Below are 13,015 nucleotides of genomic sequence, written 5' to 3' on the forward strand. Positions count from 1 at the left end.
TGCTTGAGCATGGGGCCGGCGCCGAAGGATTTTGTTACTATTCACCTATTCGAGCGCAAAGCGCCACTGACTGTAGGAACCGCCTGATGAGCCAACCGTTCGACGTCGCTGAACTCGCCGCGACATACGCCAACAAGTCCGCCCAGGACATTCTCAAGCTGGCCTTTTCCCAGTTTGGCGATGACCTGTGGATATCTTTCAGCGGCGCGGAAGACGTGGTGCTGGTGGACATGGCCTGGAAACTGAACAAGAACGTCAAGGTCTTCAGTCTCGACACTGGGCGCCTGCACCCGGAGACCTACCGTTTCATCGACCAGGTGCGCGAGCACTACAAGATCGATATCGAGCTGATCTCCCCGGATCACAATGAGCTCGAGCCTTTCGTCAAGGCCAAGGGCCTGTTCAGCTTCTACAAGGACAACCACGGCGAATGCTGCGGTATCCGCAAGATCGCGCCGCTGCGCCGCAAGTTGTCCGGCGTCAGCGCCTGGGCCACCGGCCAGCGTCGCGACCAGAGCCCGGGCACCCGCAGCCAGGTGGCGGCACTGGAAATCGACAGCGCCTTCTCCACCCCGGAACGCACCCTGTACAAGTTCAACCCGTTGGCACAGATGAGCAGCGAAGAGATCTGGGGTTATATCCGCATGCTCGAACTGCCCTACAACAGCCTGCATGAGCGCGGCTTTATCAGCATCGGCTGCGAGCCCTGCACCCGTCCGGTGCTGCCGAACCAGCACGAACGCGAAGGCCGCTGGTGGTGGGAAGAAGCCACGCAGAAGGAATGCGGTCTGCACTCCGGTAACCTGATCGCCAAGATCTGAAGGCCGGACACGGTCCTTGTAGGAGCCTGGCTTGCCAGCGAAGAGGCCAGCGAGAACGCTAAAAGCTTCGCGGGCAAGCCCTGCTCCTACAGGTGACGTGTAGCCTTCAAGATTGCGTTCCAACACCGACAAAAAAGCCCCGAACCAGTCGGGGCTTTTTCATGTCCGGCTGACTCAGTGCACCGGCAGCTCGACACCGTCGAACAGCTCTTCCAGTTCCTGCTTGTTGTGGCACTGGATGGCCTTGGCCATGACCTCACGGGTCAGGTGCGGCGCGAACTTCTCGATGAAGTCGCACATGAAACCGCGCAGGAAGGTGCCCCGACGGAAACCGATCTTGGTCACGCTGGATTCGAACAACTCGCTGGCATCGAGTACCACCAGGTCCTTGTCGAGTACCGGGTCCACCGCCATCTTGGCGACGATACCGACGCCCAGGCCCAGGCGGACATAGGTCTTGATCACGTCGGCGTCCGCCGCGGTGAACACCACCTTGGGGGTCAGGCCGCGATGGCTGAAGGCCTCGTCCAGCTTGGAACGCCCGGTGAAACCGAACACGTAGGTGACGATCGGGTATTCGGCCAGGGTTTCCAGGGTCAGCTTCGGCAGCTTGGTCAGTGGGTGGCCCTGGGGCACGACCACGCAACGGTTCCAGCGATAGCACGGCATCATCACCAGGTCGCCGAACAGCTCCAGGGCTTCGGTGGCAATGGCGAAATCCACGGTACCGTCGGCGGCCATCTCGGCGATCTGCATCGGCGAGCCCTGGTGCATGTGCAGGGCCACGTCCGGGTATTGCTTGATAAAGCTGCTGATCACCGGCGGCAAGGCATAACGCGCCTGGGTGTGGGTGGTGGCGATCGACAGGGTGCCTTTCTTCTCGTTGGAGAATTCCTGGGCGATCTGCTTGATGCTCTCGACCTTGCGCAGGATCTCGCCGGCCGTGGTGATGATACGTTCACCGGCTGGCGTGACGCGGGTCAGGTGCTTGCCGCTACGGGCGAAGACTTCGACACCCAGCTCGTCTTCGAGGAGGCGGATCTGTTTGCTGATACCCGGCTGAGAGGTGTAAAGGCTTTGCGCGGTCGCGGAAACGTTGAGGTCGTGGTGCGCCACTTCCCAGATGTAGCGCAGTTGTTGAAGCTTCATATGTATCCCTCAAAGCAGGTAAACGCCGCAGTAACAGCGGCGATATATAACTATATGAATGGTTTGAAGAATAAATCTAGAACTTTTTTATCAAAACCCTGACTTTCCGACTCAGACATCGCCATAGCGACGGCGTTGCAACAGCGGCACCAGGTAAACCGGCACCTGGGCCAACTGCAGGACCCGCGCGGCGGTGCGCCCCAAATGCGCCTCGCTACCAGTGCCATGGCTATGGCTGCCGACGATCAACAGGTCCACCGAGAGGGCCCGGGCCTGTTCGAGAATGACCTGCGAAGGATCGCCCTGGAGCACCTTGATCGACTGGATCATGCTCAGGTCCTGCAGCCCGTCGGCACACTCCTCGCGAAAGCTGTCGAGCACCCGCTGCTCAATGGTCGCCATCACGGTGTTAAGACCCTGGCTGTGAAATTCGTTCAATGCCTGCTCATCCAGGTAGCTCTGCAACACCGACTCGGCGAACAACCCCATCGGCTCGACGGCGTGCACCACATACAAATCGGCCTTGAACGTCCGCGCCAACTCGAGGGCATGCTGCATGACATAAGGCGCATACAGACCGAGGTCGGTGGCGTACAACATCGAACGGATCATGGGGCCTCCTCGACTGCCAGAATGGCGGAGTTCAGTTGAGCTTAGCAGCGCCCCGCAGACCTCGGAGCACGGCTGGTCGGGCCGGCCCCGCTGCTCATCCTTGAAGAAACCCGATCTTGAAAACACCTGAAACCTGTAGGAGCGTGGCTTGCCCGCGAAGAGGGCCGCATGATCGACGCAAGGCTCAAGGGCCTCTTCGCGGGCAAGCCCGACTCCTACAGGAGCGCATTCAATCCTGGCGATTGTTCGCGTCGATAAAGGCCAGGGCCTGGTACAGGGCTCGGATCTTCGGCAACTCGCAACCGGCGGCACTTGCCGCGGCCAGCGGACGCCCATAGACGGCGTCCAATTCAAGCGCCCGCTTATGGACAAAGTCGTGGTACATGCTCGGCCAATAGTCCGGCATCTTTTCCGTCACCTTGAACAGGTGCTCGGCGTAGCCGGCCGGCAGCTCATGACCGCAGGCCTGGGCGCCTTGCACCACCTCGGCCATCAGCGCCCGGACCAGTTCGCGGCTGCTGTCATCGCTCATCAACGGCGTGGTGCTGGCCCGCAACAACACCGATAGACCGTTGTAAGGCACGTTCCACACCAGCTTCTGCCAGCGCGCCTGCTGCAGGTTGGCCATGGCCTGGGACTCGATGCCCGCGGCATGGAACAGAGCGGCGCCCTCTTCGACCAGGGCCTGGCGAGCCGTCGCATCATCGAGCAACGGACCACTGTGATAACCGATGTTCACCGCGCCGAGGGCCTGGTGCACGATGGTCCCGGGGCCGGCACGGTGCACGCAGATAAAGCACAGCCCGCCCAACAGATGCAGGGACTCGGGCAACAGCGCACGCAGTTCATCCTCTACATCGAGGCCGTTCTGCAGCACCAATACCTTCGCCCCCGGTGCCGCGGCCTGGGCAATCAGCGGCGCGAGACTGGCGTTGCTGGTGGTCTTGGCGCCCACCAGCAACCAGTCGCAGGGCGGCATGTCGGCGGCCTGGGCATAGGCCTGCACATTCTGCAAATGCAGGGCACCGTGCACTGCACTGTCGATCCGCAAGCCGTCCCCGGCCACCGCCGAAAACTCGCTACGCAACAGAAAATGCACGTCAAAGCCGGCCCGGGCCAGCATCACACCGTAATACCCACCGATCGCACCGGTGCCGATAATGCCGATACGCGGCCTGCTCGCTGAACCTGTCATGGCAACTCCTCTGGTACAAGACTCAAGGCCTGCCGAACCCCGTCGGCAAGCTCGTTCACGGCCAGGCGTGACTGCACAGCTCCATGAAAACCACCGTCCTTGACCACAAACAGTGCCGGCAGATGAAACACCCCGTAACGCTGCACCGCCCCGCCGTTGTCGCCCGCATCGATCCAGCACAAGCGCTCGACCGGTAAGGCCAGGGTCGGCAATACCTCCCGGGCGAAACGGCAGGAGGCACAGCCGACACTGGTGAATATCAGTAATGAAACACCTGGCAAGTCCAATAGATTCCGGTCGATATCAAAATCCGTCAACTCCAGGCTCTTCACTATACTGTTGGAAAGTTTTTCCACTGACCGACGCAGGGAGTCGTTGTTCATGGTGCGCTTTCTTCCTCATCCCGATGACGTTCCCGTCACATTGACCCTGTTTGAGCACTCCTGCATTTCTCTTCACCAACTCGACCGCATCAGCCTGGGCGGTGTCTCCTGCTATTCACCGCGTGGCTGGCGCAAAGGCTCGGCGTTGCAAATGTGCATTCCCAGCCTCGGTGCCAGCGCCTGTTATCCGGGCTACGTGGCCTGGTGCCTGAAACGCAAGCACGGCTACCGGGTGGGCATTGCCTTTGTCGACGAACAAACCCTGTTCGGCGCGCGCATGGGCGAGCAGGTCTGCCAGATCGAACGCTACCAGCGAACCCGCCAGCAACAAAGCAAAGATCGGCAAAACATCGAAGTCATCGCCCAGGAATGGGTTCGCGAACACGCCAGCGACTTCTCCCAAGCCAGCCTGGAGCGCCCTTATGTGCGAGCTTTACTCGATTAAACCGGCCAGGCCATTGCCCGCCCCCCGCCTAACGCGCTAAGGTTCGGCTCCCCGACGCGCTTAAATCTGCTGCGCTCCGCCGCGCGGGGATCGCTGGCGGCCGGCATCCGTGACCTGACGAGTAACACGATGGCTGATTTACCGATCAACGACCTTAACGTCGCCTCCAACGAGACGCTGATCACTCCCGATCAGCTCAAGCGTGATATTCCCCTGAGCGAGAGCGCCCTGCGCACCGTGACCAAAGGTCGCGAGGTGATCCGCAATATTCTCGATGGCACTGACCATCGCCTGTTCGTCGTCATCGGGCCTTGCTCGATCCACGACATCAAGGCTGCCCACGAATACGCCGAACGCCTGAAAGTCCTGGCCGCCGAAGTGTCCGACAGCCTGTACCTGGTGATGCGCGTGTATTTCGAGAAGCCGCGTACCACCGTCGGCTGGAAGGGCCTGATCAACGACCCTTACCTGGATGACTCCTTCAAGATCCAGGACGGCCTGCATATCGGTCGCAAGCTGCTGCTGGACCTGGCGGAAATGGGCCTGCCCACCGCCACCGAAGCCCTTGACCCGATCTCGCCGCAGTACCTGCAGGATCTGATCAGTTGGTCGGCCATCGGCGCGCGCACCACCGAATCCCAGACCCACCGCGAAATGGCCTCGGGCCTGTCCTCGGCCGTGGGCTTCAAGAACGGTACCGACGGCGGCCTGACCGTGGCGATCAACGCCCTGCAGTCGGTATCCAGCCCCCATCGCTTCCTCGGCATCAACCAGGAAGGCGGCGTGTCCATCGTCACCACCAAGGGCAACGCCTACGGTCACGTGGTCCTGCGCGGCGGCAACGGCAAGCCGAACTATGACTCGGTCAGTGTCGCGGTCTGCGAACAGGCGCTGGCCAAGGCCAAGATCAAGGCCAACATCATGGTCGATTGCAGCCACGCCAACTCCAACAAGGACCCGGCCCTGCAACCGCTGGTGATGGAGAACGTCGCCAACCAGATCCTCGAAGGCAACCAGTCGATCATCGGCCTGATGGTCGAGAGCCACCTGAACTGGGGTTGCCAGGCGATTCCGAAAGACCTCGCCGACCTGCAATACGGCGTGTCGATCACCGATGCCTGCATCGACTGGAGCGCCACCGAAAAAACCCTGCGCAGCATGCATGCCAAGCTCAAGGACGTGTTGCCCAAGCGTCAGCGCGGCTGACCGGACACGCAGACGCGAAAACGCCGGGCATTGCCCGGCGTTTTTGTGTGCGTCGTGGACTCAGATCTTCGCGGCATGCCGCTGATGACGTTCCATGTAACGCTCGACATAGGAGCAGGAAGGAATCACCGTGTAACCCATCTGGTCGGCATAGGCCAGCGCCTGTTCGGTCAGCGCCGCCGCAATCCCGCGGCCGCGCAAGGCGTTCGGCACGAAGGTACGGTAGATATCCAGGGTCTGCTTACCCAGGTCCATATAGGTCAGGTAGGCACGATGACCGTCCACATTGGTCTCGAATTGATGACCTGCCTGGTCATGGTGGATGGACAACGCCTCGCTCATCACTACTCCTCGCGGGTCTTGGATTCTGACCCTACCTTACATGTTTTTCCGACGAAGGTATCATCCAGCTCTGTACGAAAAATCGATACAGCAGCCAAATCATCACAAATATCCTACGCCGCCCCGTGCCTGGTTGGACAACGAGAAGAGCCGACAGCTCCCGAACAAGTGGGCACCTGACAGATAGTAGGCGTCCTGCCCGCCCTGCTCAAGACACGCTCGTCATATGGTCCGACCGGCTCATGGTAGCCCGGCCAAACGGGCCCTTTCGCTGAAAAACCTGAACAGCGGCTGAAGATTGCCGGAATGTTATGTTGTAAGACGAACAGTGCTTCTTAAAGTCACTTTTCAATTGGCAAAGATGCCTCCCCGCCCTGCCGACGGTGGAAGAAAAGAGTCATTCGCCGCGACTAGCGCGACGCGTGTATGAGCAGTGGACAGTCCCTGTGACTGGCACACTAGTGCAGATTGGACTTGCCCAAAGCGCCCGAATCACGCCCGGTTGCTGCACATTTTTTATACAGGATGATGAAAAGTTAGCTGAAAATATTCTCTTCCAAAAATTTTTTTTGCTTCTTGCGTTACGTCAGTTTACTTACTACAAGTAATGGGTAGTATGTATGCCGACTATATCCCCACTCTGGGGAGATGGTTATTAATAGAAAGTCCTTGAAGGGGAACACGATGAACAACGTTCTGAAATTCTCTGCTCTGGCCCTGGCCGCCGTTCTGGCCACTGGTTGCAGCAGCGCATCCAAAGAAACTGAAGCCCGTCTGACTGCTACTGAAGACGCTTCTGCTCGTGCCCAGGCTCGTGCTGATGAAGCCTACCGCAAAGCTGATGAAGCTCTGGCTGCTGCTCAAAAAGCACAACAGACTGCTGACGAAGCTAACGAGCGCGCTCTGCGCATGCTCGAAAAAGCAAGCAAGAAGTAATAATCCCTCGGGGTTGTTATCAAGCCGATCCATTACTGGATCGGCTTTTTTTTGCCTGGCAGAAAGTGGTCGGCGCGCAGGCATAAAAAACCCGCCAGGGCCTCAAGGCCCGGGCGGGTCGTTTACAACGCCCTTACTGCTGCAGATCGGGCGCGTTGGAGACCATCGACGGCGCACCTGGCACGGCGATTTCGGTCGGCAGGCCATCTTCGGCCGCTACCACGTCACGCACTTCATCCCAGTTGACCCGCAGGTTGTTCGCCAGGTCTTCACGCTTGAGCAAGGCATTGATCACCGCGGTGTGCTTGTCGACCACCGAAGGGTTGCCGTTGTCGTCCAGCGGCGTATGGGCTTCCAGGAACACCTTGCCGCCGCTGACACCGAACTTGTAGGCATCGTTGATAATCCGCACCGAAGTGCCCACCGGCACCATGCCAGCCATCTCCAGCACGTTGTTGTTGTACATGCGGAAGCAACCGTGGCTGGTGCGGGTGCCGATGCCGAACTTCATGTTCGAACCGTGGATCAGATAGCCCGGCGTACCCAGGGTGAACTTGAACGGGCCCAGCGGATTGTCGGGACCGGCCGGCACCACGTTGGGCAGCGGATCACCCTCGGCGGCGTGCTCGGCCTTGATCGAGGCCGGCGGGGTCCAGGTCGGATTCGGGATCTTGGCGGTAATGGTGGTGTGGGCAACCGGCGAACCCCAGCCTTCGCGACCAATCCCCAGCGGGAAGGTGTAGACCACATTCCGGCCTTTCGGGAAGTAGTACAGGCGATATTCGGCCAGGTTGATCACGATGCCTTCGCGCGGGCCCGGCGGCAGGATGAAGCGGGTCGGCAGGACGATATCGGTCCCCGCGCCCGGCAACCAGGCATCGACGCCCGGGTTGGCCGCGACCATTTCCGAATAACCCAGGTCGTAGGTGGTCCCGAGGTCAGCGAAGGTGTCCTCGTACTTGGCCTTGATCACCTGGACCTGGCCGACGATGTCCTCGCCAGGCGGCGGCAGCGGCAGTTCCAGGGCCGAAACGGGACCTGCCACACAGAGGGCGGCAACAGACAGGCAACGGGTGACGGCGGGAAAGCGCGATAACATCCAGGACATCCTTCGCATGATCGACGTAAGTAAATAGACAGCAATTGTACACCGACAGCGCACCTGCAAGGGAGATGCCACGCCGGGACAATCGTAACGAGACAGGTACGGTACAGGTTGCCGGGGCTCAGAGCTCGAAGCGCAGTTCCGGCCAGATCGGCGGCGTACCGCGCTTCTGCGACTCGAGAATCGCCCGGCACAGGGGGCACAGGCGCTGGTCCTGGAAAATCGAGCGGTCCACCCCCGACCAGCGCGGCTGGGCCGGCAACAGCGTGCCGCACAGCGTCCGGTCGGCCGAGCCGCCGAGTTCCAACTGCCGGGTGACCAGGTGCACGCGTACTTCCTGACAGGCGAACAGATCGAGCTGCTCGTCGGGTTCGATCAGTTGGTAGGCAAACAAGGACCAGGCGGGACGCTGCATCGGGGGCTCCAAATCGGGGCGCCACATTAGCCCAAAGCCGGCCGCTAGAAAAGCTCAAAGCAGCGGTTTCAACCTCGGCCAGACATTATCGAGCAACATCCCCTGCCCCGCGGGTGCCGGGTGAATCCCGTCGGCCTGCATCAGTTCGGGATGGCCGCCGATGCCTTCGAGGAAAAACGGCACCAGGGCGACGTGTTTTTCCTCGGCCAGCTCACCATAGACCTTGGCAAAGGCCTGGGTGTAGCGCTGACCATAATTGGGCGGAATCTGCATCCCCAGCAACAGCACTTTTGCACCCGTGGCCTGGGACTTGTCGATCATCGATGCAAGATTTTGTTTCAATTGCGCCGGCTGCTGCCCACGCAGGCCATCGTTGCCGCCCAACTCGAGCACCACCACCTGCGGTTTATGCTCTGCAAGCAGCGCCGGCAGCCGCGCCTGGCCCCCCGCACTGGTGTCGCCACTGATGGACGCATTGACCACCTGGTCGGCAAAACCCTCGGTCTTCAGACGCTTTTCCAGCAGGGCGACCCATCCCACGCGGGTATCCAGGCCGAAACCCGCGCTGATACTATCGCCCACGATCAGCACTGTACCCGCCGCCGCGTTCTGGGCCATGCACATCAAGGCCAGGCCGGCACTCAAAAACCACACTCGCATCGGATTCTCCATGGGCGAAAGTATTCTCACCGCGCAGAACCTTAGCAAAGTGGTTCCCAGCACGGAAGGTGAACTGACCATCCTGCACCCCTTGAGCCTGACATTGAACAAGGGCGACAGCCTGGCCATCGTCGGTGCCTCGGGTTCGGGCAAATCGACCCTGCTGGGCCTGCTCGCCGGCCTCGACCTGCCCAGCGCCGGCGAAGTCACCCTGGCCGGTCGGGCCCTGAGCACACTGGACGAAGACCAGCGCGCGCGGATCCGCGCCGAACACGTCGGTTTCGTGTTCCAGAGCTTCCAACTGCTGGACAGCCTCAATGCCCTGGAAAACGTCATGCTGCCCCTGGAGCTGGACGGCCGTAGCGACGCCCGCGAACGCGCCCGCGACCTGCTCGAACGGGTCGGCCTGGGCCAGCGCCTGACCCACTCGCCACGCCAGCTGTCCGGCGGCGAGCAGCAACGGGTGGCCATCGCCCGGGCCTTCGCCGCCGAACCCGATGTACTGTTCGCCGACGAACCCACCGGCAACCTCGACAGCCATACCGGCGAGCGCATCAGCGACCTGCTCTTCGAACTCAATCAGGAACGCGGCGCCACCCTGGTGCTGGTGACCCACGACGAACGCCTGGCCCATCGCTGCCGGCGCCTGATCCGTCTTGACGCCGGCCATCTGGTCGGCCCCCTGGAGCCTTGATGGCACGCCTGCCGCTGTTGCGCCTGTTCAGCCTCGCCACCCGCCAGCTCCTGCGCGATGCCCGCGCCGGTGAACTGCGGGTGCTGTTCTTCGCCTTGCTGGTGGCGGTCGCGGCCAGCACCGCCATCGGCTACTTCGGCGCGCGCCTGAACGGCGCGATGTTGCTGCGGGCCACCGAATTCCTCGCCGCCGACCTGGTGCTCGACGGCACCTCCGGCGCCCGTCCGGAACAGATCCAGGCCGGCCGCGACCTGGGGCTTGAACATGCGCGGGCGGTCGAGTTCTCCAGCGTGATCGCCACCGACACCGGCATCCAGCTGTCGAGCATCAAGGCCGCCGACGAACACTACCCGCTGCGCGGCGCACTCAAGAGCGCCGCCGCGCCGTTCGGCGTCGAAACCGCCGGCGGCGGACCGGCACCCGGCGAGGCCTGGGTCGAAGCACGGCTGTTGACCGCGCTGGACCTGAAGATCGGCGACAGCATCGACGTCGGGATGAAAACCGTGCGCCTGGCCCGGGTCCTGACCTATGAGCCGGATCGCTCCGTCAACTTCTACAGCCTGACCCCGCGGGTGCTGATCAACCTCGCCGACCTCGACGCCACCGGCGTGGTCCAGCCCGGCAGCCGGGTCGACTACCGCGAACTGTGGCGCGGTCCGGCGAACGCCCTGGCGACCTATCGCGAATCGATCACCCCCGGCCTGGCGGCGAACCAGCGCCTGCTCGATGCCCGCGACGGCAACCGGCAGATCGGCGGCGCCCTGGGCAAGGCCGAGCGTTACCTGAATATGGCCAGCCTGGTGGCGGTGCTGCTCTCCGGCGTCGCCGTGGCCCTCAGCGCCAGCCGTTTCGCCGCCCGGCGCTTCGACGCCAGTGCGCTGCTGCGCTGCCTGGGCCTGTCACGCCGGGAAACCATGACCCTGTTCAGCCTGCAACTGGCGATGCTCGGCGTGTTGGCCAGTGTCTGCGGCGCCCTGCTCGGCTGGCTGGCCCAACTGGGCCTGTTCGCCCTGCTCCATGACCTGCTGCCCGCCGACGTTCCGGCGGGCGGGCTGATGCCGGCGCTCGCCGGTATCGGCACCGGCCTGGTGGCACTGGCCGGGTTCGCCCTGCCGCCCCTGGCCGCCCTCGGCCGGGTGCCGCCGCTGCGGGTACTGCGCCGCGACCTGCTGCCGATCCCGGCCAGCACCTGGCTGGTCTACGGCGCGGCCTTGCTCGCACTGGGCCTGATCATGTGGCGCCTGAGCCTGGACCTGCTGCTGACCTTCGCCCTGCTCGGTGGCGGGGTGATCGCCGCGCTGTTACTCGGCGGACTGCTGCTGCTCGGGCTGCAAAGCCTGCGCCGACTGCTGGCCGGGGCCTCGTTGCCGTGGCGCCTGGGCCTGGGCCAGTTGCTGCGCCATCCGCTGGCGGCGGCCGGGCAGTCCCTGGCATTCGGCCTGATCCTGCTGTCCATGGCCCTGATCGCCCTGCTGCGCGGTGAATTGCTCGATACCTGGCAGAACCAGTTGCCGAAAAATGCACCGAACTATTTCGCCCTGAATATCCTGCCGGCGGACAAGGACGGTTTTCGCGACCACCTGATCCAGCTCGCGGCCAAGTCGGCGCCGATCTATCCGGTGGTGCCCGGCCGGCTGATCAGCATCAACGGCACCCCGGTGCAGGAGATCGTCAGCAAGGATTCCGGCGGCGATCGCGCCACCCAGCGCGACCTGAGCCTGACCTGGGCCGCCGACCTGCCGCCGGGTAACACCCTGACCGAAGGAAGTTGGTGGCCGGACAAACCCAGCGGGGACATTCCCGGTGTCTCGGTGGAAACCAAGGTTGCCCAGAGCCTGAAGCTCAAACTCGGCGATCACCTGGTGTTCAGCGTCGGCGGGGCCAATCGCGAGGCCGTGGTCAGCAGCCTGCGGACCATCAACTGGGACAACTTCCAGCCGAACTTCTTCATGATCTTCCAGCCCGGCACCCTGCAGGACTTGCCGGCGACCTACCTGACCAGCTTCTACCTGGCACCGGGGCACGACAAGGACGTCGTCGAACTGTCCCGGGCCTTCCCGGCAGTAACCATCTTGCAGGTGGAAGCCCTGCTGGAGCAGCTGCGCAGTATCCTGGCGCAGGTGACCATTGCCGTGGAGTACGTGCTGCTGTTCGTCCTCGCGGCGGGCATGGCCGTGCTGTTCTCCGGCTTGCAGGCGACCCTCGACGAACGCATCCGCCAAGGTGCGCTGCTGCGGGCACTGGGGGCCGAGCGAAAACTGCTGGTCAAGGCACGACGGATCGAGTTCGGCCTGCTGGGCGCGGCCAGCGGCCTGTTGGCAGCCCTCGGCACGGAACTGGTGAGCTGGGTGCTCTACAGGTTCGCCTTCGACCTGCCCTGGCACCTGCATCCCTGGCTGTTGCTGCTGCCGTTGATCGGTGCGGTGATGGTCGGCGGCGCCGGTGTGTTCGGCACCCGCCGGGCGCTGAATGCCAGCCCGCTGACAGTGCTGCGCGAGGGCTGATAGACTCAAGGTCTTGTTTCGCCAAGGGATACCAATGAGTCGCTACCGCCCACCCCGCACTGCCGGCACCGCCCTGATCACCCCCGAGGGCGAGGCCCGCATGCGCGCCGAGTTGCACGAGCTGTGGCATGTGCGCCGCCCCCAGGTCACCCAGTCGGTGAGCGAGGCGGCGGCCCAGGGCGATCGTTCGGAAAACGCCGAATACACCTATGGCAAGAAGATGCTGCGCGAGATCGACAGCCGCGTGCGCTTCCTGACCAAGCGTCTGGAAAGCCTGAAGGTGGTCGACGAACGGCCCAGCGACCTGAACAAGGTGTATTTCGGCGCCTGGGTCACCATCGAAGACGAAGACGGCAAGGAGTCGCGCTATCGTATCGTCGGCCCGGACGAACTGGACCTCAAGCAGAACCTGATTAGTATCGATTCGCCACTGGCCCGGGCCCTGATCGGCAAGGCGCTGGATGCGGAGATCCGGGTGATGGCGCCCACTGGCGAGCAGTTGGTGTACGTCACCACCATCGACTATCCCTGAACCTACCGGCGGTCAT

Annotated in this window: 15 protein-coding genes; 7 read left to right on the forward strand and 8 right to left on the reverse strand. The window is 62.6% G+C overall.

Annotation, left to right across the window (positions count from 1 at the left end):
• Window positions 1–86 precede the first annotated feature (86 nt).
• Window positions 87–821, forward strand: a complete 735-nt coding sequence (locus M5B42_RS27100) for a phosphoadenylyl-sulfate reductase (RefSeq protein ID WP_100940816.1) — start codon at window positions 87–89, stop codon at window positions 819–821.
• A 174-nt stretch (window positions 822–995) separates the two neighbouring features.
• On the opposite strand, the gene cysB is transcribed toward M5B42_RS27100, so the two are convergent.
• From cysB to M5B42_RS27120, 4 genes are all read right to left on the reverse strand, one after another.
• On the reverse strand, window positions 996–1,970 hold the full coding sequence (cysB, locus tag M5B42_RS27105) for an HTH-type transcriptional regulator CysB (protein WP_040065465.1): 975 nt from the start codon (window positions 1,968–1,970) through the stop codon (window positions 996–998).
• 111 nt (window positions 1,971–2,081) lie between these two features.
• The gene (locus M5B42_RS27110) at window positions 2,082–2,582 is read right to left on the reverse strand and encodes a universal stress protein (protein WP_103497650.1); all 501 of its coding nucleotides are present in this window, start codon (window positions 2,580–2,582) and stop codon (window positions 2,082–2,084) included.
• A gap of 229 nt (window positions 2,583–2,811) precedes the next feature.
• Entirely contained in the window at window positions 2,812–3,777 is a 966-nt protein-coding gene (locus M5B42_RS27115) for a putative 2-dehydropantoate 2-reductase (RefSeq protein WP_152737161.1), read from the reverse strand.
• Complete coding sequence (locus M5B42_RS27120) at window positions 3,774–4,160, reverse strand: thioredoxin family protein (RefSeq protein WP_177100347.1); 387 nt, start codon at window positions 4,158–4,160, stop codon at window positions 3,774–3,776. The genes M5B42_RS27115 and M5B42_RS27120 overlap by 4 nt, the downstream gene beginning before the upstream one ends.
• Between M5B42_RS27120 and M5B42_RS27125 the strand changes: the two genes are divergently transcribed.
• Together M5B42_RS27125 and M5B42_RS27130 are read left to right on the forward strand one after the other, a co-directional pair.
• Window positions 4,159–4,605: a PilZ domain-containing protein gene (locus M5B42_RS27125; protein ID WP_103497653.1), complete on the forward strand. Its 447-nt coding sequence runs from the start codon at window positions 4,159–4,161 to the stop codon at window positions 4,603–4,605. The two genes, M5B42_RS27120 and M5B42_RS27125, sit on opposite strands and share 2 nt — an antisense overlap.
• A gap of 129 nt (window positions 4,606–4,734) precedes the next feature.
• Entirely contained in the window at window positions 4,735–5,811 is a 1,077-nt protein-coding gene (locus tag M5B42_RS27130; RefSeq protein ID WP_103497654.1) for a 3-deoxy-7-phosphoheptulonate synthase, read from the forward strand.
• Window positions 5,812–5,871: 60 nt separating this feature from the next.
• On the opposite strand, the gene M5B42_RS27135 is transcribed toward M5B42_RS27130, so the two are convergent.
• Complete coding sequence (locus M5B42_RS27135; RefSeq protein WP_040065473.1) at window positions 5,872–6,153, reverse strand: GNAT family N-acetyltransferase; 282 nt, start codon at window positions 6,151–6,153, stop codon at window positions 5,872–5,874.
• 684 nt (window positions 6,154–6,837) lie between these two features.
• Here M5B42_RS27135 and oprI point away from each other — a divergent pair.
• Window positions 6,838–7,089 (forward strand): outer membrane lipoprotei OprI, encoded by a 252-nt coding sequence (gene oprI / locus M5B42_RS27140; protein ID WP_100940823.1) that lies wholly within the window; start codon window positions 6,838–6,840, stop codon window positions 7,087–7,089.
• A 133-nt stretch (window positions 7,090–7,222) separates the two neighbouring features.
• Here the strand turns inward: oprI and M5B42_RS27145 are convergent, their stop codons facing one another.
• The 3 genes from M5B42_RS27145 to M5B42_RS27155 form a co-directional block, all read right to left on the reverse strand.
• Window positions 7,223–8,188, reverse strand: coding sequence for a L,D-transpeptidase family protein (locus M5B42_RS27145; RefSeq protein ID WP_103497655.1), 966 nt, complete (start codon window positions 8,186–8,188; stop codon window positions 7,223–7,225).
• A 127-nt stretch (window positions 8,189–8,315) separates the two neighbouring features.
• On the reverse strand, window positions 8,316–8,609 hold the full coding sequence (locus M5B42_RS27150; RefSeq protein WP_100940825.1) for a hypothetical protein: 294 nt from the start codon (window positions 8,607–8,609) through the stop codon (window positions 8,316–8,318).
• Between the two features lie 54 nt (window positions 8,610–8,663).
• Window positions 8,664–9,269 (reverse strand): arylesterase, encoded by a 606-nt coding sequence (locus M5B42_RS27155; RefSeq protein WP_248747539.1) that lies wholly within the window; start codon window positions 9,267–9,269, stop codon window positions 8,664–8,666.
• Window positions 9,270–9,279: 10 nt separating this feature from the next.
• Between M5B42_RS27155 and M5B42_RS27160 the strand changes: the two genes are divergently transcribed.
• The 3 genes from M5B42_RS27160 to greB are packed head-to-tail and all read left to right on the forward strand — an operon-like array spanning window position 9,280 to window position 12,999.
• Window positions 9,280–9,963, forward strand: coding sequence for an ABC transporter ATP-binding protein (locus tag M5B42_RS27160; RefSeq protein WP_248747540.1), 684 nt, complete (start codon window positions 9,280–9,282; stop codon window positions 9,961–9,963).
• Window positions 9,963–12,467, forward strand: a complete 2,505-nt coding sequence (locus M5B42_RS27165; RefSeq protein ID WP_248747541.1) for an ABC transporter permease — start codon at window positions 9,963–9,965, stop codon at window positions 12,465–12,467. The genes M5B42_RS27160 and M5B42_RS27165 overlap by 1 nt, the downstream gene beginning before the upstream one ends.
• 34 nt (window positions 12,468–12,501) lie before the next feature.
• The gene (gene greB, locus M5B42_RS27170; protein ID WP_248747542.1) at window positions 12,502–12,999 is read left to right on the forward strand and encodes a transcription elongation factor GreB; all 498 of its coding nucleotides are present in this window, start codon (window positions 12,502–12,504) and stop codon (window positions 12,997–12,999) included.
• Window positions 13,000–13,015 lie beyond the last annotated feature (16 nt).

Origin of the sequence: Pseudomonas sp. MWU12-2037, assembly GCF_023242345.1 — a bacterium.
Taxonomy (GTDB): domain Bacteria; phylum Pseudomonadota; class Gammaproteobacteria; order Pseudomonadales; family Pseudomonadaceae; genus Aquipseudomonas; species Aquipseudomonas gingeri_D.